The 22,843-nt window shown below is 74.0% G+C and carries 19 protein-coding genes; 7 read left to right on the top strand and 12 right to left on the bottom strand.

Going from position 1 to position 22,843, the window contains the following annotated elements; translation table 11 throughout:
- Positions 1 to 2: 2 nt before the first annotated feature.
- Positions 3 to 929, top strand: coding sequence for a DUF4184 family protein (locus tag ACGF13_RS37840; RefSeq protein ID WP_392883949.1), 927 nt, complete (start codon positions 3 to 5; stop codon positions 927 to 929).
- Here ACGF13_RS37840 and ACGF13_RS37835 read toward each other — a convergent pair.
- Positions 905 to 2,269: a dipeptidase gene (locus ACGF13_RS37835; protein WP_392883947.1), complete on the bottom strand. Its 1,365-nt coding sequence runs from the start codon at positions 2,267 to 2,269 to the stop codon at positions 905 to 907. The genes ACGF13_RS37840 and ACGF13_RS37835 overlap by 25 nt on opposite strands.
- Before the next feature lie 280 nt (positions 2,270 to 2,549).
- Here ACGF13_RS37835 and ACGF13_RS37830 point away from each other — a divergent pair, with 280 nt between their 5' ends.
- Complete coding sequence (locus ACGF13_RS37830) at positions 2,550 to 3,806, top strand: geranylgeranyl reductase family protein (protein ID WP_392883946.1); 1,257 nt, start codon at positions 2,550 to 2,552, stop codon at positions 3,804 to 3,806.
- A gap of 108 nt (positions 3,807 to 3,914) precedes the next feature.
- Here ACGF13_RS37830 and ACGF13_RS37825 read toward each other — a convergent pair whose 3' ends face one another.
- Positions 3,915 to 6,218 carry a glycosyl hydrolase family 18 protein gene (locus ACGF13_RS37825; protein ID WP_392883944.1) on the bottom strand — a complete coding sequence of 768 codons (2,304 nt, stop codon included), beginning with the start codon at positions 6,216 to 6,218 and terminating at the stop codon, positions 3,915 to 3,917.
- Between the two features lie 183 nt (positions 6,219 to 6,401).
- The gene (locus ACGF13_RS37820) at positions 6,402 to 6,806 is read right to left on the bottom strand and encodes a RidA family protein (protein ID WP_392883943.1); all 405 of its coding nucleotides are present in this window, start codon (positions 6,804 to 6,806) and stop codon (positions 6,402 to 6,404) included.
- 259 nt (positions 6,807 to 7,065) lie between these two features.
- Between ACGF13_RS37820 and ACGF13_RS37815 the strand changes: the two genes are divergently transcribed.
- Complete coding sequence (locus ACGF13_RS37815; RefSeq protein ID WP_392883941.1) at positions 7,066 to 7,839, top strand: enoyl-CoA hydratase family protein; 774 nt, start codon at positions 7,066 to 7,068, stop codon at positions 7,837 to 7,839.
- Between the two features lie 49 nt (positions 7,840 to 7,888).
- On the opposite strand, the gene ACGF13_RS37810 is transcribed toward ACGF13_RS37815, so the two are convergent.
- A complete protein-coding gene (locus ACGF13_RS37810) occupies positions 7,889 to 8,647 on the bottom strand; it encodes a maleylpyruvate isomerase family mycothiol-dependent enzyme (RefSeq protein ID WP_392883940.1) in 759 nt (252 codons plus the stop codon).
- A 115-nt stretch (positions 8,648 to 8,762) separates the two neighbouring features.
- Between ACGF13_RS37810 and ACGF13_RS37805 the strand changes: the two genes are divergently transcribed.
- The gene (locus ACGF13_RS37805) at positions 8,763 to 9,518 is read left to right on the top strand and encodes an acyltransferase (protein WP_392883939.1); all 756 of its coding nucleotides are present in this window, start codon (positions 8,763 to 8,765) and stop codon (positions 9,516 to 9,518) included.
- Positions 9,519 to 9,629: 111 nt separating this feature from the next.
- Here ACGF13_RS37805 and ACGF13_RS37800 read toward each other — a convergent pair whose 3' ends face one another.
- On the bottom strand, positions 9,630 to 10,973 hold the full coding sequence (locus ACGF13_RS37800) for a PucR family transcriptional regulator (protein ID WP_392883938.1): 1,344 nt from the start codon (positions 10,971 to 10,973) through the stop codon (positions 9,630 to 9,632).
- 173 nt (positions 10,974 to 11,146) lie between these two features.
- On the opposite strand from ACGF13_RS37800, the gene ACGF13_RS37795 reads away from it, so the two are divergent.
- The gene (locus ACGF13_RS37795; RefSeq protein ID WP_392883970.1) at positions 11,147 to 12,103 is read left to right on the top strand and encodes an esterase/lipase family protein; all 957 of its coding nucleotides are present in this window, start codon (positions 11,147 to 11,149) and stop codon (positions 12,101 to 12,103) included.
- 105 nt (positions 12,104 to 12,208) lie between these two features.
- Here ACGF13_RS37795 and ACGF13_RS37790 read toward each other — a convergent pair whose 3' ends face one another.
- Complete coding sequence (locus ACGF13_RS37790; RefSeq protein WP_392883937.1) at positions 12,209 to 12,781, bottom strand: HutD family protein; 573 nt, start codon at positions 12,779 to 12,781, stop codon at positions 12,209 to 12,211.
- Between the two features lie 94 nt (positions 12,782 to 12,875).
- The gene (locus tag ACGF13_RS37785; protein ID WP_392883936.1) at positions 12,876 to 14,153 is read right to left on the bottom strand and encodes an MFS transporter; all 1,278 of its coding nucleotides are present in this window, start codon (positions 14,151 to 14,153) and stop codon (positions 12,876 to 12,878) included.
- Between the two features lie 17 nt (positions 14,154 to 14,170).
- Between ACGF13_RS37785 and ACGF13_RS37780 the strand changes: the two genes are divergently transcribed.
- Together ACGF13_RS37780 and ACGF13_RS37775 are read left to right on the top strand one after the other, a co-directional pair.
- A complete protein-coding gene (locus ACGF13_RS37780; protein WP_392883934.1) occupies positions 14,171 to 15,451 on the top strand; it encodes an ROK family protein in 1,281 nt (426 codons plus the stop codon).
- Between the two features lie 103 nt (positions 15,452 to 15,554).
- Positions 15,555 to 16,673 (top strand): PLP-dependent cysteine synthase family protein, encoded by a 1,119-nt coding sequence (locus tag ACGF13_RS37775; RefSeq protein WP_392883932.1) that lies wholly within the window; start codon positions 15,555 to 15,557, stop codon positions 16,671 to 16,673.
- Positions 16,674 to 16,829: 156 nt separating this feature from the next.
- Here ACGF13_RS37775 and ACGF13_RS37770 read toward each other — a convergent pair whose 3' ends face one another.
- The 5 genes from ACGF13_RS37770 to mscL all read right to left on the bottom strand — a co-directional run bounded on the left by ACGF13_RS37770 (position 16,830) and on the right by mscL (position 22,733).
- A complete protein-coding gene (locus ACGF13_RS37770) occupies positions 16,830 to 17,138 on the bottom strand; it encodes a DUF6191 domain-containing protein (protein WP_392883930.1) in 309 nt (102 codons plus the stop codon).
- Between the two features lie 48 nt (positions 17,139 to 17,186).
- Positions 17,187 to 19,685 (bottom strand): right-handed parallel beta-helix repeat-containing protein, encoded by a 2,499-nt coding sequence (locus tag ACGF13_RS37765; protein ID WP_392883929.1) that lies wholly within the window; start codon positions 19,683 to 19,685, stop codon positions 17,187 to 17,189.
- A 307-nt stretch (positions 19,686 to 19,992) separates the two neighbouring features.
- Positions 19,993 to 20,868, bottom strand: coding sequence for an MOSC domain-containing protein (locus ACGF13_RS37760; protein ID WP_392883928.1), 876 nt, complete (start codon positions 20,866 to 20,868; stop codon positions 19,993 to 19,995).
- 208 nt (positions 20,869 to 21,076) lie between these two features.
- Entirely contained in the window at positions 21,077 to 21,856 is a 780-nt protein-coding gene (locus tag ACGF13_RS37755; protein WP_392883927.1) for a DUF6643 family protein, read from the bottom strand.
- 430 nt (positions 21,857 to 22,286) lie between these two features.
- Positions 22,287 to 22,733, bottom strand: a complete 447-nt coding sequence (mscL, locus tag ACGF13_RS37750) for a large conductance mechanosensitive channel protein MscL (RefSeq protein WP_392883926.1) — start codon at positions 22,731 to 22,733, stop codon at positions 22,287 to 22,289.
- Positions 22,734 to 22,843: the final 110 nt, after the last annotated feature.

Genomic DNA, 22,843 nt, shown 5'->3' with positions numbered 1-22,843 from the left:
GCATGCCGTTCACGCTGAGCCATCCCGCCGCCGTCCTGCCCCTGCTGCGCGCCGCCGGGGCACGCGGGCCCCTGGTGGCGTCGGCGCTCGTCGCCGGGTCGATGGCGCCGGACGTGCCGTTCTTCGCCGAGTCCCTGCTGCCCGGGGTGTACGGCCACGGCGGGCTGACGCACCGCTGGTGGGCGGTGCCGACGCTGGACGTGGCGGTCGCCGGCGCGCTGGTGGCCGGTTGGCACGGGCTGCTGCGCGGACCGGCGGTGGCGCTGCTGCCCGAGCGCTGGGCGGGTGGCGCCGAGGCGCTGACCGCCCGGCGGGCCGGAGGGGCCCGCGGGCTCGGTGACGCAGGTACGGCCGGCGCTACGGTCCGCGGCGCGGCGTGGTTCGCGGCCTCGGCGGCGATCGGCGCGGCCACCCACGTCGGCTGGGACGCGTTCACCCACGGGGACCGGCTGGGGACGAGGCTGCTGCCCGTGCTGGACCGGCCGGTGGCCGGGGTCCCGCTGTACGAGGCGCTGCAGTACGGCAGTTCGGCGCTCGCCCTGGTGGCGCTGGGCGGCTGGGCCGCGCGTGCGGTGTGGGCCGTCGAGCCGGTACGGCCGGCCGTGCGGCTCACACCCCGGGCCCGGCGGGCGGCCGTCGCGCTGCTCGGCGCGGCGACGGCCGCCGGGGTGCTGCACCGGCTCAGCCCGTTGCGGCGGAACCTGGTGCCGGAGGTCTGCTTCGGTGCCGGGGCCGGGCTCGCGGTGGGTGCGGTCGGCTACGCGGCGGTGCTGGCGGCCGCCCGCCGGTTGCGCGGCGGGCGGCCGGACGCCCCGGGGGAGGCCCCGCGGGGCGCCGCCGCGAAGGCCCGTCAGGCCGGCCGGGCCGGCCGGGCCGACCAGGCCGGGCAGGCCCGTCGGGTCCGTCAGGCGGAGCGCAGTTCGGCGTAGCGGCGGAGGAACAGCGCCTCGGTGAGCGCCATCTGCTCCAGTTCCTGCGGGTCGACGCTCTCGTTGACCGCGTGGATCTGGGCGGTCGGCTCCTCGACGCCGATCAGCACGATCTCGGCCTGCGGGTAGAGCGAGCGCAGCGTGTTGCAGAGCGGGATCGAGCCGCCCTCGCCGGAGGCGACCATCGCGGTGCCGAAGGCCTCGGCCATCGCCTCGCCCATCGCCTCGTACGCCGGGCCGTTGACGTCGGCGCGGAACGGGGCGCCGTTGCCCTGGCGCTCGATGGTGAGCCGGGCACCGAGCGGGACCTGTGCCTCCAGGTGGGCGACCAGCGCGTCCTGGGCGGCGAGGGTGTCCGTGCCCGGCGCGACGCGCAGGCTGATCAGGGCCTTGGCGGTGGCCTGGACGGAGGAGGTGGCGCCGATCACCGGCGGGGCGTCGATGCCGAGGACGGTGACGGACGGGCGGGCCCAGAGGCGGTCCGCGATGGTGCCGGTGCCGGTCAGCGCGACGCCGTCGAGCACCTTGGCGTCGGAGCGGAACTGCTCCTCCGGGTACTGCACCCCGGTCCAGGTCTGGTCGGTGGTCAGGCCGGCCACCGCGACGTCGCCGTTCTCGTCGTGCAGCGAGGCCAGCATCCGGACCAGGGACTGCAGCGCGTCCGGGGCGACGCCGCCGAAGGCGCCGGAGTGGAGGTTGCCGGCCAGCGTGGTGACGGTGGCCTCGACGACCGTCATGCCGCGCAGCGAGGTGGTCACGGTGGGCAGGCCGGGGGCGAAGTTGCCGGTGTCGCCGATGACGATGGCGTCGGCGGTGAGCAGCTCGGGGTGGGCCTCGGCGTAGCGCTCCAGGCCGCCGGTGCCCTGCTCCTCGGAGCCCTCGACGATGATCTTCAGGCCGACCGGGTAGGCGTCGCCGTACACCTGACGCAGCGCCCGCAGCGCCGTCAGGTGCATCAGGATGTTGCCCTTGCAGTCGGCGGCGCCGCGCCCGTACCAGCGGCCGTCGCGCTCGGTCAGCTCGAAGGCGGGGCTGAGCCAGGCGTCCTCGTCCAGCGGGGGCTGGACGTCGTAGTGCGAGTAGAGCAGGACCGTCGGCGCGCCCTCGGGGCCGGGCAGCTCGCCGTAGACGGACTGGGTGCCGTCCGGGGTGTCCAGCAGCCGGATGCCGGTCAGGCCCTCGGCGGCGAAGGCGTCGGCGACCCAGCGGGCGGCCTTCTCGCACTCCTCGACCGGGAACTGGCGCGGGTCGGCGACCGACGGGAAGGCGACCAGCTCGGCGAGGTCGGTGCGGGCACGGTCCATCAGGGACCGGACGGCGTCGGCCAGGGGCTGTGACATCGGGGCTCCGGGGGGACGGTCCGCCCTGGGGGTGGTGCGGGCGGAGGAGGCGGTTGGCGGTAGTGCCGATCATAGGCGGAGCGGAACGGCGTGTTCCGGCGGGTGAGGCGCGGGAGCGGTGCGGGCGGGGGCGATGGGAGGCGGACGGCGGGAGGCGGACGGGGCTCAGGGGCTCGGTGGCACCGGCGCGCCGGAGCGCACCGGCGAACCGGGCCCGGGTGGTACCCGCGCGGGGGCGGCGCGCTCGACCGGCGCCGCCGGACGCATAGGATTGCTCGACGTGACTGACTCCGGAAGCTCCGATTCCCGCAGCCCGCTCGAAAGCCCGGACGAGGGCGGTCCGATCGACGACGCGGCCGCGCCGCCGGACGGCGTCTGGGACGTCGTGGTGGTCGGCGCCGGACCGGCCGGATCCTCGGCCGCGTACGCCGCCGCGGCCCAGGGCCGCCGGGTGCTGCTGCTCGACAAGGCCGAACACCCCCGGTACAAGACCTGCGGCGGCGGCATCATCGGCCCCTCCCGGGACAGCCTCCCGCCGGACTTCCGGCTGCCGCTGCAGGACCGGGTGCACGCCGTCACCTTCGCCTACGACGGCAGGTACACCCGTACCCGCCGGTCCAAGCGGATGCTGTTCGGCCTGGTCAACCGGGACGAGTTCGACCTGCGCCTGGTGCAGGCGGCCAAGCAGGCCGGGGCGGTGCTGGTCACCGGAGTGACCGTCACCGGTGTCGAGCAGCGCGGCGGTGAGCACCGCACGGCGATGGTGACGGCCGGCGACGGGCGCACCTTCGAGGCCCGCGCGGTGGTCGGCGCGGACGGCAGCGCGAGCCGGATCGGCCGGCACGTCGGCGTCACCTTCGACCAGATCGACCTCGGCCTGGAGGCGGAGATCCCGGTGCCGGCGCAGGTCGCCGCCGACTGGGCGGGCCGCATCCACCTCGACTGGGGCCCGCTGCCCGGCAGTTACGGCTGGGTGTTCCCCAAGACCGAGACCAGCAGCCTGACCATCGGCGTCATCTCGGCGCGCGGCGACGGCGAGCGGACCAAGCAGTACCTCGCGGACTACATCCGCCGGCTGGGCCTGTCCGGGTTCACCCCGCAGGTCGAGTCCGGGCACCTGACCCGCTGCCGCGCCGAGGACTCGCCGCTCTCCCGCGGCCGGGTGCTGGTCGCCGGGGACGCCGCCGGACTGCTGGAGCCGTGGACCCGCGAGGGCATCTCGTACGCGCTGCGCTCGGGCCGGCTGGCCGGCGAGTGGGCGGTGAAGGTGGCCGAGGCGGGCGACGCGGCGGCGGTGCGGCGCGAGGCGCTGAACTACGCGTTCGCGGTCAAGGCCGGGCTGGGCGTGGAGATGCGCGCGGGCAAGCAGCTGCTGAACGCCTTCGAGCGGCGGCCGTACCTGTTCCACGCGGCGGTCTGCCTGGTGCCGGCCGCCTGGCGGGCCTTCGCCCGGACCACCCAGGGGCAGACCTCCTTCTCCCAGGTGCTGCGGCAGCACCGGGCCGCGCGGCGGCTGATGGCGATGGCCTCGCGGTAGTCCGGGTCGTCGCGACGCGGGGCCGGCGCCCCTCCCCGCTGCGGGGAGGGGCGCCGGCCCGTTCCGTTCGTGGCGCCGTTCCGTTCTGTTCGTGGCGCCGTTCCGGAGCTACCTGAGCCCGGTGTCCAGCGCGGACATCAGGGTGCCGGACGGGGTGTCGCCGGACATCTCCCAGATCATGCCGCCGAGCAGGTTCTTCGACTTGAGGTAGGCGGTCTTCTGCGCGATCGACCAGGCGTCGTCGAAGCTCCACCACTGCCCGCCGGCTCCCGTGTAGCCGTACGTCGCAACGGACTTGGGGTCGTGGTAGACCTTGAGGCCGGAGAGGCTGGTGATCAGGTTGTTGTACCCGCGGGTCCCGGCCTCGTCGCTGAACTGGCCCGGTGCGGCGCCGTTCGCGGACTGCCAGGCGCCGTTCGCGCCGCCGTCCGCGACGCTCTGCCAGCCGCGCCCGTAGAACGGGAAGCCGATGGTCAGCTTGCGCGGGTTGACGCCGGCGTTCAGGTACGTCTGGACGGCCGCGTCGATGCTGAAGTGGGTGGTGTAGGGGTCGTTCGGGTCCTGGTAGAGGTTGGAGGCGTGGCCGGTGCGGTTCGGCTCCCAGGAGTTGTCGCTGCCCGAGCCGTGGAAGTCGTAGCCCTGGACGTTGGCGATGTCCAGCGAGCCGAAGATCCTCGAGAGGTCCCAGCCGGCGGCGACCTTCGCCGGGTCGGCCGGGGTGAAGGCGGTGAGCAGCTTGTGCGAGCCGCCCAACGCGTCCAGCTGCTTGCGGAATTCGGCCAGCAGCAGGGTCAGGTTGTTCTTGTCGTTGGCGCTCCAGTGGTTGCCCGGGTGGCCGTCGCCGGAGCCGGGCCACTCCCAGTCGAGGTCGATGCCGTCGAAGATGCCCGCGGCCACGCCGTCGCCGCCGGCGCCGTTGTAGGCCGGCAGGTTGCCCTTGATCCAGGTGTCGACGCAGGACTTGACGAACTTCTGGCGGGACGCGTCGGTGGCGGCGGCGTCGGAGAAGTACTTGGAGTAGGTCCAGCCGCCGAGCGAGACGACCACCTTCAGGTTCGGGTACTTGGCCTTGAGCTTCTTCAACTGGTTGAAGTTTCCGCGGAGTTTGCCCCAGCCGTCGTCGGCCACGCCGTCCACCGACTGGTCGGCGCTCATCGCCCGGCCGTAGTCCGCGTCGGCGTCACCGGCGCCGGTGCCCTGGTCCGGGTCCTCCGGGTTGCCGGTGGTGCCCTTGGTGACGCCCGCCATGCAGGTCAGGTTGACCGGATCGATGTTCTCGAAGGCGTAGTTGACGACGTCGAGCTTGGCGGCCGCGCCCGAGGTGTCCAGGTTCTTGACGAAGTACTGGCGGCCGTAGATGCCCCACTGGACGAAGTAGCCGACCCGGGCGTACTTCCCGGCGCCGACCAGGTCCGAGGTGGTCACGGTGAGCGGGGCGGAGGCGGGCGAGGCGTTGTCGGCGGCGTCCCGGGCCTTCACGGTGAACGTGTAGGTGGTGGACGGCAAGAGGCTGCCGACGGTCGCGCCGAGCATGCCGCCGGTGACCGTCGCTACCAGGGCGCCGCCCTGGTAGACGTCGTACGCGGCGACCCGGACGTTGTCGGTGGCGGCGTTCCAGGCGAACGTCACGTCCGTCGAACCGACCGTCGTGGCCCGGAGGTTGGCCGGTGCGGTGGGCGGCGAGGTGTCGGTCGAGGGGTCGAAGGTGGACGCGGTGACGGACGCGCTGAGCGGGCCGGTGTTGCCGCGGCTGTCCTTGGCCCGGACGCTCAGGGTGTACGAGGTGGCCGGGGTGAGACCGTCGACCAGCACGCTGGTGGACGGGCTGGAGGCGAGCACGGCGCCGCCGCTCAGCACGTCGTAGGAGGCGACCGGGAAGTCCCCGCCGGTGGCCGCCGGCCAGCTCAGCGCGAGCGTGTGCGCGGTGGACCCGGTGACCGTCGGGGTGCCCGGCGCGGACGGCGGGACGTCCGCCGTGCCGTCGCACTTGTCGCCGTTGATACGGCAGTTGAGCGGGGTGGAGACCGGGCCGTTGCCGACGAACCAGAAACTGTACGGCTCGGTGGTGCTGTGGGCGTTGACGGTGGAGTTGTAGAACGCGGCCGTGGCGGTGACGTGCCGGCCGTTGACGGTCGCCGTGCCGTTGTAGCTGTTGCCGATGGTGACGCCGGCCGGGAGGTCGAACTCCAGGGTCCAGCCGCTCACCGCGGTCGCGTTGTCGTTGTGGACGATGTAGGTGCCCTGCCACCAGGAGCCGTTGTCGGCGGTGGTGAAGGTGGCGGTGAGCTTCCCGGCGGCGTTCGCCGGGGCGGCCAGCGCGGTGAGCGCGGCGAGGGGCAGGAACAGGACGGAGAGCAGTGCGAGCAGTCTGCTGCGTACGTGCGGGCGCCCGGCCCGGGATCGAGCGGACATGGTTCTCCCTGTGGCTGTGGGGGTTGAACAGGGTGACGTAGAACCTTGGTTGATCCGTGATTGGCCCGTGTGCGATCGATGCCTGTGCCGTGGGGAGGCAAGGCATGGGAACTGTAGGAGGACTGGACCAATGCGTCAACAGGTCTGTACCACTGGGGAGAGGGTGCGCGGCGCCCGCGCCGGCTAGTCCCGGACGACCGCCAACGCCTCGATCTCGATCAGCACCTCGGGCAGGAACAGCGCCGCCACCTGCATGGCGGAGGAGGCGGGCAGCGGGCCGGAGCCCAGGCACTCGTCGCGGGCCTCGCGGATGGCCGAGAGGTAGGAGATGTCGGTCATGAAGTAGGTGAGCTTCACGACGTCGTCGAAGCCGGCTCCGGCGGCGGCCAGGCAACGGCGCAGGTTCTCGAAGATCTGCCGTGCCTGCGCCTTCGGGTCACCCGCGCCGACCAGGTTCCGGTGCTCGTCGAACGCGACCTGGCCGGACACCTGGACGATTCGGCCGCTGCCGTGGACGACCTGGGTGTAGCCGGTGCCGGGGGCGACACCGGGCGGCTCGGTGATGTGGGTGAGGTGAGAGGAGGTCATGACGCGGATCCTGATCCATGATCCCTCGTGCCCGCAAGCCCGGCCCCGCCACCGCGGCGGCTCAGCGCTCCACCACGGGCAGTTCGCGCGGGAACGGCAGGTCGGCGGAGGGGAATCGGGCGACCGGGGCGGCCGTCGGACGGGTTGGCTCTGGCCGAGCGGCGGGTGGGCGTGCCAGAGTCGTCCGGGCGTCGTCCGGGCAGCCCCCGGGCCGCGTCCGCAGTCCGACCCACCCTCAGCCGGAAGGCAGGCCCCGCCGATGACCAGCGCAGTGCCCCTCGTCCACGTCAGCACCGCCGACGCCGTCACCACGCTCACCCTCGACTCGCCGCACAACCGCAACGCGCTCTCCACCCGGCTGATGGCCGAGCTGCACGCCGGGCTGGCCACCGCCGCGGCCGACCCGGAGGTCCGCGCGGTGGTGCTCGGGCACACCGGCAAGGTGTTCTGCGCGGGCGCGGACCTCTCCGAGGCGACCGGCGCCGACCCGACGGTCGGCCCGCGCGGCCTGGTCGAACTCCAGCGGGCGATCGTGGACTGCGCCAAGCCGGTGATCGCCGTCATCGACGGGCACGTCCGGGCCGGCGGCCTCGGCCTGGTCGGCGCGGCGGACCTCGCCGTCGCCGGACCGGCCTCGACCTTCGCCTTCACCGAGGTGCGGCTCGGTCTCGCGCCCGCCGTCATCTCGCTGCCGCTGCGCCCGAAGCTGGACCCGCGCGCCGCCTCCCGCTACTACCTCACCGGCGAGGTCTTCGACGCCACCGAGGCCGCCCGGATCGGGCTGATCACCAGCGCCACCGACTCCGCCGAGTCCACCGGCGTGGTCCTGAAGGGCCTGCTGGACGCGCTGCGCCTGGGCTCCCCGCAGGGCCTGGCGGAGTCCAAGCGGCTGGCCAACGCCGAGGTGGTGCGGTCCTTCGAGCGGGACGCGGACGAGCTGGTGGAGCTGTCGGCGCGGCTGTTCGGCTCGGAGGAGGCGCAGGAGGGGATGCGGTCGTTCCTGGAGAAGCGGCCCGCACGCTGGGTGCGCTGACGGCGGTCCCCGGGCGGGTCGGCGCCACGCCCGGGAACGGCCGTCGCGATCAGATCGCGGCGTCCCGCCAGAGGTCGAGCAGGCCCTCGTCGCCGATCGCCTGGACCTTCCCGGCCCGCCGGGCGGGCAGCCGGTTCCACAGCAGCACGTAGAGTTCGTCGGCGGGGCCGGTGAGGGTCAGGTCGGCCGGCTCGGAGCCCCCGTCGGTGGTGACGGCCGGCGGCTCCTGGGTGATCGTCAGGTGCCAGGAGCCGGCGCCGTCGGTGGCCCGGACCCGGAGGGTGCGCGGCCGGTCGCTGCGCAGCTTGGACCGGCTGCCGGCCATGAAGCCGCTCAGCAGCTCGTCGATGCCGTCCAGGGCGAGCGCGGTGTCCACGGTCGGACCGGGCACCCCGGCGGCCGCGTCGGCGTCGTGGCGGTGGATGGCGGTCTCGTGGGCCTGGCGCCGGGCCCAGAACGCCAGCGGGCTGGGCGAGGGGAGGAAGCTCCAGCACTCCACGTCGGCGGGCGCCGCGGTGAGCGTGTCCAGCAGGGCGGCGTGGCCCTCGCGGTACCAGTCGAGCAGTGCGGCGTCCGAGGGCAGCGGCCCGACGGCGGCCTGCGCGTCCGCCTCGTCCAGCGGCGCCCGCAGGCCCCGGGAGGGGAACGCGGCGGCCCAGCGGTGCACGGAGCCGATGTGCCGCAGCAGGTCCGTCAGCTGCCACTCGGGGCAGGTCGGAACAGGGGCGGACAGTTCGGTGCGGGCCGCGGCCTCGGCGAGCCGGGTGCCCTCCTGGCGCAGCGCGTCGATGTGCTCGGTGATCTCCATGGGACGGAGTCTTCCACCGCGGTCGGCCGGGGGTCGCGGATTCCGGACATTCCTTCGGACCTTCCGGACGGCTCCCGGCGGACGGGCGGATGCTACGGGCCGGTAACGTGAGCGCATGCCGATAACCCGTTCCCTTCTCTCAGCCGTCCGGACCGGTGGCCGTCGCGCCGCCGGACGCCTCGTCCACCGGGGCTGGCGCTGGGTGCAGCGGACCGGCGCGGTCAGCAACCGCAACCCCGGCCCGTACCGGTTCGGCGAGCTGGGGGACGGCACGACGCTCACCTTCCCGCTCGGGGCGGTGTTCAACGAGCAGTGGATCACCATCGGGCCGTTCTCGATCATCGGCGAGCGGGTGACCATCAGCGCCGGGTTCCTGCCCGGGCTCGACCTCGGACCGGAGCCGATCGTGCGGATCGGCGGCGGCTGCGTGATCGGCCGGGACAGCCACATCGTCGGCCACCAGTCGATCGTCATCGGTGACGACGTGTGGACCGGTCCCGGCGTGTACATCAGCGACCAGGCGCACGAGTACCGGGACACCGAGCTGCCGATCGGCAAGCAGTGGCCGCGCAACGAACCGGTGGAGATCGGCGCGGGCAGCTGGATCGGCACCGGCGCGGTGATCCTCCCGGGGGCGCGGATCGGCCGCAACGTGGTGGTCGCGGCGGGCGCCGTGGTGCGCGGCGAGGTGCCCGACCACAGCGTGGTCGCCGGCGCGCCGGCCAAGGTGGTGCGCCGCTGGACCGAGGAGGAGGGCTGGCAGCCGCCGCTGCGCCACGACGCTCCGCAGCCGGTGCCGGACGGTGTGACCGCGGAGCAGCTGCGTGCCCTGGTCGGCTGGGACCTTCGGCTGCCGGGGGAGCAGGGCTGACCTCGCCGGCCGGGTGCCATGGACGGGTCTGGGGGCCTTGGGCGGCGCTGAGGGCCTTGGCCTTGGGCTGCCTTGGGTTGCTTGGGGTGGCTCTGGGCGGGCGGCTTCGAACTAGCCGCTGAGGGAGGACTGTTCGGCCGTGCGGGCGGCGATGGCGGCGGTGATCCGCGGGACGTCGGCGGGGCGACTCGGATCCAGGCCGGTCAGCGCGGCGATCCGGCGCAGCCGGTAGTCGACGGTGTTCGGATGCAGGTGCAGGGCGCTCGCGGTGTGTCGGCGGTTCAGACCCCCGGCCAGATGGGTGTGCAGGGTGATGAGCAACTCCCCGGCCCCGGCGAGCGGTTCGAGCAGCGCGGCGAGCCGGGAGCGGGCCTGGCTGGGCCGGGTGAGCTGGTACTCCAGCAGGACGTCGTCCAGCCGGTGCAGCCCCGGCGGTCGTCCGAACGCCCGTGCCACGTCCAGGACTTCGTAGGCGAGGGCGGCCGCTGCGGGCACGTCGGCGGGGCCGGCCGAGGCGGCTCCGACCAGTACGGGAGCGCCGGCCGCCCTGGCGGCCGCGGCGAGGGCGGCGGCGAGCAGCGGCCAGGGCGGCTCGTCGGTGTCGTCCTCGTCGGTGTCGTCCTCGCCGGTGTCCTCCTTGTCCGGGCCGGGTGACGGGCCGAAGGGGATGAGCACCACGCCTCCCGTGGGGGTGAGCGCGGTGAGTGCCGACTGCCGGGTGCGGTGGTCGAGTTCGGCTTCGAACCGGTGGAGCTTGCGGCGGGCGGCGATACCCTGGTCGACGCCGGGGGCGTGTTCGTCGGGGTGGTCGGCGACGGACAGGCAGAGCACGGCGTACCCGGCGGGCAGCCGGAGTCCGGCGCGGTCGGCGGCTTCGTCGTAGGAGGTGCCCGCGAGCAGCGCGCCGAGCAGGGAGCGCCGGGCCGCGCCCCGCCGGTCGGCGGCCGGACGCCGGCCCTCCAGGAAGCCCGCACCGGCGGCGGTGGCCGCCTGGCGGAGCTGGTCGAGCAGCAGCCGGTTGAGGACGAGCAGGTCGGCGGTGTCGCCGTCCCGGGCGTACCGGGTGGCGAACTCCCAGCAGACCTCCAGCCCGAGATGGTGGGCGAGCAGGACGGCGTCCAGTGGCAGGCCCTCTTCGGCGCGCCGGGCGGCTGACTCCCGGACGGCGGCGAACTCCTCGGCGGAGGCGGGGAGTCCGGTCCGTACGGCGTGGGCGAGGGCGCGGATGCGGCGCTCGGTGTCCCTGGTCAGTTCGCCGGCGAGCTGTTCGCGGGGCAGCCGTCGGTAGACCGGTACTCTCTCCAGCAGGGCGGAGACCACGGTCTCGGCCAACTCCCGTGAGCCGCCGAGCAGCCGCTGGTCGGCCGGGAGCCCGCCGACCACGGGGACGCGCCAGTGCGGAGTCCGGCCGGTGGCGTTCGGGGGCGTGCAGTCGGGTGCGTTGTGACCGGTCACAGAGAACACCGTCCAGGTCTGGGGGACGCCCAAGGGCCGGGCCGGAGGGGCGACCGCATGATGGAGCCCTCGGGTTACCTGTTGGTAACAAACTTCCGCTGTGGAGGCAACAGTTGAGAACCCCACTTCTCCGCTTCTCCGCAATTCCCGTGCGTGGCAGGGCCGGTGGTGCGCTGGGCGTGCTGCTGCTGGCGGTGGCGCTGCTGGTCGGTGCGGCGGTGTCGCCGACCGGCGCGGCCGCTGTGGCTGCTTCGACTGCCGCCTCGCCCGCCGGTTCGCCCGCTGCTTCGGCGGCCGCTCCGCCCGCTGCTCCGCCCGCTGCTTCGGCCGAACTTCCGCCGGACGGTGACACGGTGGCTTCGCCGCCGGGCGCGAACGACTGGACCTGCCGGCCGAGCGCGGCGCACCCCGACCCGGTGGTCCTGGTGCACGGCACCTTCGCCAACCGCTACGAGAACTGGCTGGCGCTCTCCCCGCTGCTGAAGAGCCTCGGGTACTGCGTCTTCGCCCTCGACTACGGGACCGTCCCCGGCGTCACCTCCAGCGGCAGCGGCCTGCTGCTGCCGATCGGCGGCCTCGGGCCGGTCCCGGAGTCGGCGGCCCAACTCGCCCGGTTCGTGGACCTGGTGAGGAACGCGACCGGTGCGGCCAAGGTCGACATCGTCGGGCACTCGCAGGGCGGCATGATGCCGAACTACTACCTCAAGTTCCTCGGCGGCGGGTCCAAGGTCGGCAGGATGGTCGGGCTGGCACCGTCCAACCACGGCACGACGCTCGACGGGATCGTCAACCTGGCGTCGTTCTTCCCGGGCGTCACGGACCTGGTCTACTCGCTCTGCCAGGCCTGCCGGGACCAGGCGGTGGGCTCCGACTTCAACCGGCTGATGGCCTCCCGGCCGGACACCGTCCCGGGCGTGAGCTACACGGTGGTCTCGACGGTCTTCGACCTGGTCGTCACCCCGTGGCAGACCCAGTTCCTGAACGGTCCGGACGTCGACAACCAGGTGGTGCAGGCGCACTGCCCGGTGTCGCTGGTGGAGCACGTCGCGATCGCGTTCTCGCCGACGGCGCTGCACCTGGTGACCAACGCCCTGGACCCGGCGCACGCCACGCCGGTGCTCTGCGGGTGATGCGGTGGCGGCGCTCCTGCCTCCGGGACGGTCCGGGAGGTGGGGGCGCCGCCCTTCGCCGGTGTGCCGGTCTTCGCTTCCTCCGGGGTGTCGGCAGGTCGGCTGTCAGGGGGCGGTGCGGAAGGTGACGACGGCGGTGGTGCCGTCCGGGTTCAGCTCGTACGCGTCCGGGGCGTCGAGCAACGCGGCGTCGTGGCGGGTGAGTTCGACGCCGTCGACGGTCGCCGTGCCGGCGAGGCAGACCAGGAGGACGGTGCTCCCGTCCGGGACGCCGACCGTGGTGCCCGCCGTCGCCATGCTCACCGTTGCCTCGATCCGCCCGCGACGCGTCATCACGTTGAAGTCCACCACCGGGCCGGCCGGCAGTCGGCAGTCGGTGGTGGCGTCGCCGGAGAAGGCGAACGGCCGGAACGGTGCGTCGACCAGCTGCTCGGCGCCGTCGACGGTGAGCACCATGCCGGCGCCCTCGACCAGGGTGATCACCCGGTCGATCCCGGGGAACGGGGAGAACGGTCCGGCCGTGGCGACGTCCGCCAGGCTGACCCGCCAGTCGAAGGCGTCCAGCCCGGCTCCGGCCGGGAACCCGGCGACCTCCCTGGTCACCCCGCCCCCGTTGAGCCACGCCGTTGCCGGGCGCTCGCTCGCCCGCAGTACCTGGAAGCGTTCGCTGGTCGTCATGGCCCCGCATCCTGTCACATGGCGGATGACAGCTGACAGATTTCATCAGCTGTTATCTGTTATCCGTCGTCCGTCGTCCGTCAGCTGTCGGGTGTCACCCGGTCACCCGGTCGCCCGTCGCCCGCCGTCCGACCGACAGCGGCAGGAGCGCCGCCACCGTGGCCGCGAGCGCGACCGTGGTGAGGGCCAGCGGCAGTCCGGCCGCGTCCGCCAGGAAGCCGATCACCACCGGGCCGATCAGCATCCCCCCGTAGCCGAGTGAGGAGGCGAACGCGACGCCCTGCGGTCCGCCCGCCGCGCCGGCCCGGGCGAGCGCGAGCGGGAAGAGGTTGGCCAGTCCGAGGCCGACCAGCACGAAACCGCAGATCGCCACCGGCACCACCGGCGCCAGGGCGGCGACCAGCATGCCGGCCGCCGCCGTCAGCCCGCCGAACAGCATCAGCCGGGTCTGGCCGAGCCTGATGGACAGCCAGGTGCCGCCGACCCGTCCGCCGGCCATCGCGAACGCGTACGCGCCGTAGCCGGTGGCGGCCACCACGGAGCTCGCATGGACGTCGTCGGACAGGTGGAGCGTGGTCCAGTCGGCGATCGCGCCCTCGCCGTACGCGGTGCAGAGCGCGGTGAGGCCGAGCAGCAGGACGAGCAGCCGGGTGCGGCCACCGGCGGAGCCCGCGTCCGCTCCCGTGCGGCCCGCGCCGCCCGGACGGCTCGCCCGGTCCGGCGCGACCTGCTCCGCCGCCGGGCTGCGCAGCAGGACGACGCCCGCGGCGATGGTGACGGCCATGCCCAGCACCGCGCTGAGGGCGAGCGCCCACGCGGTGCTCAGCGGTCCGGCGACCAGTCCGCTGACCCCGGTGCCGGCCAGCCCGCCGAAGCTGTACCCGGCGTGGAAGCTGGGCATCACGGGCCGCCGCAGCTGCGCGACCAGGTCGACGGCGGCGCTGTTCATCGCGACGTTGGCTCCGCCGTACCCCGCGCCGAACAGCAGCAGCACCCCGCCGAGCGCCGTGACCGAGTGGGCGTGCGCCGGCAGGGGGACGGCGAGGCTGAGCAGGGCGAGCGAGCCGACGGTGACCGGGCGCGGGCCGTACCGCAGGCAGAGCCGGCCGACCATCGGCATGGTGAGGACGGCGCCGATGGACAGGCAGAGCAGGGCGAGCCCGAGGGCGCTGTGCGAGGCGCTGACCTGGCTGCGGACGTCCGGGATGCGGACGACCCAGGCGGCGAAGAGGAAGCCGTCGATGGCGAAGAACGCGGTGAGGGCGACACGTGCAGGGCCCCAGGGGCTGTCGGTCGCCGGGGGTGTGCTGCGAGACTGGGAGGAGGGGGCGTCGGGTCTGATGCGTGAACCGATTTTGTTTCGAAGCGACACAAAGTCACAATAGAGGCGTGCAGCTCTCACCATCAAGCCCGAGGCCCGGTACCGGGAACGACTCCGACGCGCAGCGCGACAGCCACCGCCGCGCGGCTCCCGACCGGGGCCGGACGCTGCTCGGCCCCGCGCTCTCCCTGATCCACACCGGCCAGGCGCCGACCCGCTCGGCGCTCACCCGCGCGCTGGACGTCACCCGGGCCACCGCCGGCGCGGTCACCGCCGAGCTGGAGGCGCTCGGGCTGATCACCGTCGACTCGCGCCCGGCGGGCGGCGGCCGGGGCCGCCCCTCGCACCGGCTCGCGATCGACCCGCAGGGCCCGGTCGTGGTCGCCGGGCAGATCCACGCCGACGGACTGAGCGTCACCCTGGCCGGCCTCGGCGGGCTGCTCGACCCGCCCGTCCACCTGCCGCTGCCCGCCGCCACCGACCCGGTCCGGATGCTGCGCGCCGTCGCCGTGGCCGGCGCCGACCTCGCCCGCGCGACCGGCCGCCGCTGCCTGGGCGCCGCGCTCGCGCTGCCCAACCCGGTCACCGAGCCGGACGGCACCGCCCTCGCCGCGCTGCACTTCGCCTGGCCCAGCGGCACCCCGGTCGCCGACCTGTACGACGTCGAGGTCGGCCGCGCCGACCACGGCCCGAACGCGCTGCGCCCGCTGCCCGCCGCGGTCGCGAACGACGCCAACCTGGCCGCGCTCGCCGAGTACCGGCACGGCGCCGGCCGGGGTGCCCGCCACCTGCTCTTCGTCACCTCCGGCCACCGCGGCGTCGGCGGCGCGCTGGTCATCGACGGCCACCTGCACACGGGCAGCGCGGGCCTCGCCCTGGAGGTCGGCCACCTGACGGTCGATCCGCAGGGTCGGCCGTGCATGTGCGGCAACCGGGGCTGCCTCAACTCGGAGACCGACCCCGACGCGCTGTTCGCCGCCGCCGGACTCACCCCGGAACCGGGGCGCCCGCTGCTCGACCAGGCGCGCGAGCTGTGCCGCGCGGCCGCGACGGACGACCGGGCGCGGGCAGCGGTGGAGCACGTCATCGACCGGCTCGGACTGGGCCTGGCGGGCGTCGCCAACATCCTCAACCCCGACCGGGTGGTCCTCAGCGGGCTGCACCTCCACCTGCTGGAGGCCGCGCCCGACCGGCTGCGGTCGGTGGTCGCCGAGCGCAGCCTGTGGGGGCGCAGCGGGCGGGTGCCGATCGTCGGCGCGGAGCTGGCGCACGGTGCGCTCGCGGGCGCGGCCGAGCTGGGCTGGGGGCCGTACCTGGCGGACCCGCAGTCGGTGCCGGTTCAGTCCTGAGAGCGATAAGCGGAAGCTGGTCCTTCGGAAACGGTCACTTATCGTGACTCTCATACACTCGTAGTGAGCAATTTGGGGGGTCATTACGAGGGAGACAGCGACCATGAGCATCCAGCCCGGCATCGAGCCGACCGCCGACGTCGACCGCTCCGACCCGGAGTACCGGGCCTGGCTCAAGGAGGCGGTGCGCAAGGTCCAGGCCGACGCCAACCGCTCCGCCGACACCCACCTGCTGCGCTTCCCGCTGCCCGCGGAGTGGGGGATCGACCTCTACCTCAAGGACGAGTCCACCCACCCGACCGGCTCGCTCAAGCACCGCCTGGCCCGCTCGCTCTTCCTCTACGGGCTCTGCAACGGCTGGATCCGGCCCGGCAAGCCGGTGATCGAGGCCTCCAGCGGCTCCACCGCCGTCTCCGAGGCGTACTTCGCCCAACTCGTCGGCGTGCCGTTCATCGCCGTGATGGCCAAGAGCACCAGCCAGGCCAAGATCGACCTGATCCAGTTCCACGGCGGCGAGTGCCACCTGGTCGAGCGCTCGGACGAGGTCTACGAGGCCTCCGCCCGCCTCGCCGAGGAGACCGGCGGGCACTACATGGACCAGTTCACCTACGCCGAGCGGGCCACCGACTGGCGCGGCAACAACAACATCGCCGAGTCGGTCTTCGCCCAGCTGCGTCTGGAGCCGCACCCCGAGCCGGCCTGGATCGTGGCCACCGCCGGGACGGGCGGCACCTCGGCGACCATCGCCCGGTACGTCCACTACATGCAGTACGACACCCGGATCTGCGTCGCGGACCCGGAGAACTCCTGCTTCTACGACGGCTGGGTGCGCCACGACCCGGACGCCGTCTGCGAGAGCGGCTCGCGGATCGAGGGCATCGGGCGGCCGCGGATGGAGCCGAGCTTCGTCCCGGGGGCGATCGACCGGATGATGAAGGTGCCGGACGCCGCGTCGATCGCCGCCGTGCGGGTGCTGGAGCAGGTGCTCGGCAAGAAGGCGGGGGCCTCCACGGGGACGGGCCTCTGGAGCGCGCTGCGGATCGTCGCCGAGATGCGGGAGGCCGGGCGGACGGGCAGCGTGGTCGGGTTGATCTGCGACCCCGGGGACCGCTACCTGGACAAGTACTACTCGGACGACTGGCTGGCCGGCGAGCGGATCGACATCGCGCCCTACCGGGCGGCGCTGGAGTCCTTCCTGGCCGACGGCATCTGGACGGCGTGACGCGAGGGGCGGGCCCGCGAACAGGTGCCGGCTGACAGATGACAGCGGACCGATGACAGCCGACAGATAACAGATAACAGCTGACGGATGACAGATTTCAGATTCTGTCAGCTGTCATCCGTCGGCTGTTCGTTGTTCGCCGTCACCCGCCACCCGTCACCCCGCCACCCGCCGGATCACCGCCCGTCCGCCCGCGAGGTCGATCCCCGTACGCTTCGGCGCGCCGTCGTGTTCGTCGTCCCGCAGCACCAGCTCGACCCGCCGCTGCTCCAACTGCACCCGCTTGCTCGGGTAGAGCAGCGCGTGCAGTTCCTCCGTCGCGGTCGCACCCGTGCCGCGCCCACCGTCGGATCCCGCCGCCGGCCGGGCGCGCAGCCGCCGTACCACCGCGCCGAGGAAGAACACCACGACCAGTCCGGCCGGCAGCAGCAACCCGCCCGCCGCGCCCGTCAGCAGTACACCCATGCCCGCCTCAACGGCCCGGCACGGCGGGCGAGTTCCCCGACTGGGGCCTTACGGCAGCGGTGCCGCCGGCAGGTCGGCCGGAACGAGCAACTGGAGCTCCTCCGTCGACGGGTCCGTGAGGTGGGCGACGCGCACCGCGTGCCGCTCGACCATGGTCTCGAAGACCTGCCGCGCGGTGCGCCCGTTGCCGAAGCTGGGTCCGCGCTCCAGCCCCCCGAAGTGCTCCAGCAGCGCCAGCTCCGTCTCCTCGGAGAGCGCGTACTCGTGCTCGGCGCACTGCGCCCGGGCGATCTCCAGCAGCTCGTCCGCCGTGTAGTCGGGGAAGCCGATGGTGCGCGAGAAGCGGGACGAGACACCGGGGTTGGCGGAGAGGAAGCGCTCCATCTCGGCGGTGTAGCCCGCCACGATGACGACCACCTCGTCCCGGTGGTCCTCCATCAGCTTGACCAGGGTGTCGATCGCCTCGCGCCCGAAGTCCCGGGCCCCGTCCTCGGGCGCGAGCGCGTACGCCTCGTCGATGAAGAGCACCCCGCCGCGCGCCCGGTCGAAGGCGGCCGCGGTGCGGATCGCGGTGGAGCCGATGTGTTCGCCGACCAGGTCCACCCGGGCCACCTCGACCAGGTGCCCGCGCTGCAGCACCCCGAGCGAGGCGAGGATCTCGCCGTACAGCCGGGCGACGGTGGTCTTGCCCGTGCCCGGTGCCCCGGTGAAGACCAGGTGCCGACGCAGGGAGGGCGCCTTGAGCCCGGCCTGGCGGCGGCGCCGGCCGACCGAGATCAGGTCGATCAGCGTGCGTACCTCCTGCTTCACGGTGGCCAGCCCGACCAGCGAGTCCAGCTCGGCGAGCGCCTCCTCGGCCGGGCGGCAGTCCGGGATCGGCGAGATCGCCGACGCGGCCCCGGACGTCGCCAACGCCGAGACCGCCGCGGTCAGTTGGGCCGTCCGCGGCGCCGGCACGTCGGTGGACCCGTACGGCGCCCCCAGCCCCGGGCCGCGCCCGGACGCCGGTCCCGACCCCAGCCCGGGCCCCGCCCCGCCACCGGGAGCGGCGGGGGCGGCCGGCACCGGAGCGGCCGCGACGTCGTCCGAGATGCACCCCTCCGTGACCGGACCGGGCTCGGAGAACTCGAATCCGGCCCGCTGGTTGTGCTCCGCCCGGCACCGGGTGAGCTGGGTCCGGCAGCCGTCGATGATGTGGAAGCCGAAGCCCTTGCCTTGGGAGACCCGGCAGTCCTCGAAGGTGCCCCGTCCCTGGGCCGAGACGTACACCCCGGCGTCCGTGCTGGCCCGTACGGTGCAGTCGCGCAGCACCGGGTCGGCTCCCTTGGTGACGATCACGCCGGTGGCCACGTCGGAGATCTCGCAGTCGGTGAGCAGTCCGCCGCTGCCGTGGTCGCGGAACCAGAGCCCGGTGCCCGCCTCCTGCACCCGGCAGGAGGCCAGGGAGACGGTGGCCCCGCCGCTGACGGAGACCGCCGAGCTGCGGATCCGGCTGAACGAGCAGCCCTCGGCGGTGGCGGCGGAGTCCCGGTCGAGGACGAACAGGGCGTCCGGCAGGTCGTGCAGCGAGCAGTCGGTGAGGGTCAGCCGGGCGCCGTCGCTGACCCACAGCGCCGGGTACTCGCCGGTCGAGCCGTGGATCTGGCAGGACTCGGCGACGGCCTCGGTGCCCTGGTCCCAGACGGACAGCGCCCCGCGCCCGAAGTCCCTGATAGTGCTGTGCGCGAGGCTCAGCCGGGCGCGTCCGCGCAGGTCGGCGCCGTTCTCGGGCAGGTCGTGCACCCGGCAGCCGGTGAGCACCAGCTCGGCCTCGCCGTCCAGGGTCAGACCGTTGCCGGTGACCCGGTGGATCTCGCAGTCGACCAGCCGGCCGCCCGCCTGCGCGTCGGCCTGCACGCCGCTGCCGCGGATCTCGTAGATCTCGCAGCCGGTCAGCTCGGCCGCGCTGCCGGGGTCGGAGAGCAGGACGCCGGCGCCGGAGGCGTGGTGGATGCGGCAGCGGTCCAGGGCCGCGGTGGCGCCACCGAGGACGGCCAGTCCGGCCTGGCCGGCGGCGGCGACCTCGCAGTCCTCGAAGGCGGCGGCGGTGTCCGCGCCGCGCAGTCGCAGTCCGAGCCCGCCCGGGTTGGTGACCACGCAGCCGCGCAGGGTCGGCCGGGCGCCGTCGGCGACCTCGATCCCGGTGGCCGAGCGGGTCTCGATCCGGCAGCCGCTGAAGGCGGGGGCCGCCTCCGGTCCGGTGACCAGGACGGCCGGGGTGGAGCTGTCGCCGCCCTCGACCACGAGGTCGCGTACGGTCGCGGCGGCGGTCACGGTGAGGGCCACCCCGGAGGGCGGGTCGATCCGGACCGTCCCCGGGCCCTGGGCGGGGACGATCGTCACCGGTTTGTCCAGCAGCACGTTCTCCCGGAACGTGCCCGGCCGGACGGTCACGGTGTCGCCCGGTTCGGCGGCGGCCAGGGCCTCCGCGAGCGTGTCGTACTCGCCCGCGCGGCGACGCCAGCGGGATGCGCTGTCCTGGGTGACCCGGACCCTGTGCTCAGCCATGACGGTCTGTCGTCCCCACCTTCGTCGAGCCGGCGATCATCGGGCCGAACGCGCGGGTGTGCGCGGGCCGCCCGCCCACCGTAGCGCGCCCACGTGGGTGGTCCGGCCGCCCGCGGTCGCGCGGACACCGGTAGCGCTCAGCGCCGCCACAGGTTCCGACCACTTGTTTCAACGAGCGCGCACAGCGGTGGTTCCGTCCGGGACGCGCCGGTTCCGGAGCACGGCACGCGCCCGGCGTCCGCCCGTGCGCCCGGCGTCCGCCCGTGTCTTCGGCGTCCAGCCATGCCCGCAGCGTCCGCCCAAGCCCTCAGCGTCCGCCGGCGGGCCAGTGCGCCCCGTCCTCCAGCACCTCGACCTCGTCGCCCAGCCGCAGCGTGCCGAGCGCGTCGCCCTCGACCCCGGCCGGCCGCTCGGGGATCAGGTTCTGGCCGAACGCGGCCTTGTTCATCAGCCGGTGGTGCTTGGCCAGGGTGCGCAGCGGTTCCTTGCCGCGCCGCTCGCCGGTCTCCTGGTCGGTGGTGGTGACCACGCAGCGGCCGCAGGGCTTGACCACCTTGAAGGTGACCGAGCCGATCCGGATCCGGCGCCAGGTGTCCTCGGCCCACGGCTCGGCGCCGCCGACCACCACGCTCGGGCGGAAGCGCTCCATCGGCAGGGTCTCGTGGCCGTCGGGGTGTTCGGCGGCGATCAGTTCGTTGAGCCGGTCCAGCGAGGCGGTGGTGGTGAGCAGCAGCGGGAAGCCGTCGGCCATCGAGACCCGGTCGTCGGCCGCGCCGTACTCGGGGTCGACCGGCCGGGCGCGCGGGTCGTCCAGGTGCACCAGGCGGTAGTCGCCGAGGTGCTCGGCGATCCACCGGTGTGCTTCCTCGGCGGCCTGCGCGGCGTGGAAGCGGGTGCCCCAGACCTCGACGTCGGCGAGCGCGTCGCCGGACGCGACGGCGGGGGCGGGGACCTCGATCCGGGAGCCGTCGGGGGCGGTCAGGGTGAGGACGCCGTCGGGCAGCAGTCCGGCCCGGATCTGTCCGAGGGCCGGGTTCTCGCGCTGGCTGACGAACCGTCCGGTCGCGTCGGCGAGCATCCAGCGGCGGTCTCCGGCCAGACCCCAGGGGTGGACTACGGCGCTTTCCGGGCTCAGGCGGTACATCGACTTGACGGGATAGACGTGGAGTCCGGTGAGGTGCATTCCTCCATCCTGCCAGCCGGCCGGCCCGGGGCCGCAGGTCAGGGGCCCCGTATGCGCACGGACCGCCCGGGACGCCGTGGGGGGCGTGCCGGGCGGTCCGTGGATGACCCGTTTCTCCGTTCGCCCGGCGTACGGGGGGCGCCGGGTGCTGCTCAGGTGGTGCGGGTGCGGGCCGCGTGGGGGACGGCCTCGGGGCGTCAGCCGCGGTTCAGTAGCCCTGGCCCTGCGGCTGGTAGCCACCCTGGAACTGGCCGGGCTCGTTGTACCCGCCCGGGCGCTGCGGCTGCATCGGGCGGACCGGCGCGACCGGCGCCATGGCCGGGCGCAGCTGGGCGCCGCCGAAGGACTGCTCGCCGCCCTGGCCCTGGAAGCCGGGGCCGCCGGCGGTCGGGCCGCCGAAGGACTGCTGGCCGGCGAAGCCCTGCGGAGCGGCGGGCTGGCCCTGGCCGAAACCGCCCGGGCCGCCGGCCGGCTGCGCGCCGAAGGACTGCTGGCCGCCCTGGGCGCTGATGAAGGTGTTCTGGCCGCCGAAGCTCTGGCCGCCGGTCGGCTGGTAGCCGCTGCCGGTGGACTGGGTGAAGGCCGGGGTGCCGGTCTGCGGTCGCTGGTACGGCTGGGGGGAGCCGTAGCCGGGGACCGGCGGCTGCGGGGCGGCGTACGCCGGCGCGGGCTGCGCGGGGATGTACGCCGTGGCGGGGCCGGCGGAGGGACCGCTGCTCGGGCCGGGGCCCAGGGCGAGGCGGGCGGGCGGCAGCGCGGGGAGGTTGCTGCCGGCACTTTCGTACCCGTTGCCGTACCGGTTCTCGTGGGACTGGCCGAGGCCGGATCCGTAACCGGAGGACAGTGCCGGCGGGAGGGCGGCCGGCACGTTGATGGGCGCGATCTGGGGGACGCCGCGCTCAGCCACGAGGCTGTCGTAGATCGGCGTTCCGGAGGAGAAGGACGGAGAGGGGTAGCCGACTCCGTCGTAGGAGCGGGGCGAGGTCATGGGGCATACGGTAAGCCCACAACGCGCCTACTGAGGAGAGCGGGAGGGGGAGCAGTTCGAGTGTTTACACAGTCTTCGCTCGCACAAAGGTTTCGAAAGTAGGAAAGCCGGACATTCCGGCGTCCGGTTCCGGACAACCTTGGCGCCCCGTCAGTGATCGAACAGTGGCCGGACGGAGGCTGCGGAAGGCCTTGTGGTGACCGGCCGGTGGACGGCCGGGGGCCCTGCGGAGAAACTTTTTCCGGACAGGCGTGCGCGGGCGCATTCGAGCCCCCGCCGTGGGGGCGACGGGGGCTCGTGAATGTTTCGGGAATAAAGTCCCCGTCAGTTTCTCCGGGGGGTTCGATCCGGGCCCGCGACCTGCGCAGTCGGCCCGATGCGGGTCCTGTGCCGACCGGGCGACGGGCCGGCGTCCGCCCGGTTCCCGTGGTCAGTGCGTCTGCAGCGCCTGGGCCTGTGCGGGCAGAACCGGCTTGGCGACCTCGGAGGTGCAGAAGGAGCACCGGGTCGCGGCGGCCGGGATGGAGCTCAGGCACTCCGGGCAGTCCACCTTCACGGCCGGGGCGGGCCTGGCCGATTCGAAGCGGGCCTGGAGCTTGCCGACCGGCAGCACCACGGCGAAGTAGATGACGGCGGCGGTCAGGGCGAAGCCGATGACCGCGTTGACGAAGAGGCCGTACGGGAACCGGGTGCCGGCCACGTCGAAGGTCTTCTGGGTGAAGTCGCCGACGGCACCGGACGCGACGCCGACCAGCGGGGTGAGGAAGGCGCTGACGAAGCCGGTGACGACGGCGGTGAAGGCCGCGCCGATCACGATGCCGACCGCGAGGTCCACCACGTTTCCGCGCAGCAGGAAGCTGCGGAATCCCTTGAACACCGGGTGACTCCAAATCAGTACGGGGCAGGGGGAGATGGGGCGGCACGGCGGGTGCCGCCCCGGCCGGACATCCTGCCGACCGGCCCGGGCCGAGGTCCAACCGCGTTCAC

Source organism: Kitasatospora sp. NPDC048286, from assembly GCF_043201735.1.
Classification (GTDB): domain Bacteria; phylum Actinomycetota; class Actinomycetes; order Streptomycetales; family Streptomycetaceae; genus Kitasatospora.
The sequence above is the reverse complement of the archived record's forward strand: the minus strand, read 5'-3'. Positions and strand labels throughout refer to the sequence as shown.

Excerpts from the sequence above, each read along its gene's own strand:
- ACGF13_RS37840 (WP_392883949.1), top strand. The coding sequence starts at position 3 with ATGCCGTTCACGCTGAGCCATCCCGCCGCCGTCCTGCCCCTGCTGCGC.
- ACGF13_RS37835 (WP_392883947.1), bottom strand. The coding sequence starts at position 2,269 with ATGTCACAGCCCCTGGCCGACGCCGTCCGGTCCCTGATGGACCGTGCC.
- ACGF13_RS37825 (WP_392883944.1), bottom strand. The coding sequence starts at position 6,218 with ATGTCCGCTCGATCCCGGGCCGGGCGCCCGCACGTACGCAGCAGACTG.
- ACGF13_RS37820 (WP_392883943.1), bottom strand. The coding sequence starts at position 6,806 with ATGACCTCCTCTCACCTCACCCACATCACCGAGCCGCCCGGTGTCGCC.
- ACGF13_RS37815 (WP_392883941.1), top strand. The coding sequence starts at position 7,066 with ATGACCAGCGCAGTGCCCCTCGTCCACGTCAGCACCGCCGACGCCGTC.
- ACGF13_RS37810 (WP_392883940.1), bottom strand. The coding sequence starts at position 8,647 with ATGGAGATCACCGAGCACATCGACGCGCTGCGCCAGGAGGGCACCCGG.
- ACGF13_RS37805 (WP_392883939.1), top strand. The coding sequence starts at position 8,763 with ATGCCGATAACCCGTTCCCTTCTCTCAGCCGTCCGGACCGGTGGCCGT.
- ACGF13_RS37790 (WP_392883937.1), bottom strand. The coding sequence starts at position 12,781 with ATGACGACCAGCGAACGCTTCCAGGTACTGCGGGCGAGCGAGCGCCCG.
- ACGF13_RS37775 (WP_392883932.1), top strand. The coding sequence starts at position 15,555 with ATGAGCATCCAGCCCGGCATCGAGCCGACCGCCGACGTCGACCGCTCC.
- ACGF13_RS37770 (WP_392883930.1), bottom strand. The coding sequence starts at position 17,138 with ATGGGTGTACTGCTGACGGGCGCGGCGGGCGGGTTGCTGCTGCCGGCC.
- ACGF13_RS37765 (WP_392883929.1), bottom strand. The coding sequence starts at position 19,685 with ATGGCTGAGCACAGGGTCCGGGTCACCCAGGACAGCGCATCCCGCTGG.
- ACGF13_RS37760 (WP_392883928.1), bottom strand. The coding sequence starts at position 20,868 with ATGCACCTCACCGGACTCCACGTCTATCCCGTCAAGTCGATGTACCGC.
- ACGF13_RS37755 (WP_392883927.1), bottom strand. The coding sequence starts at position 21,856 with ATGACCTCGCCCCGCTCCTACGACGGAGTCGGCTACCCCTCTCCGTCC.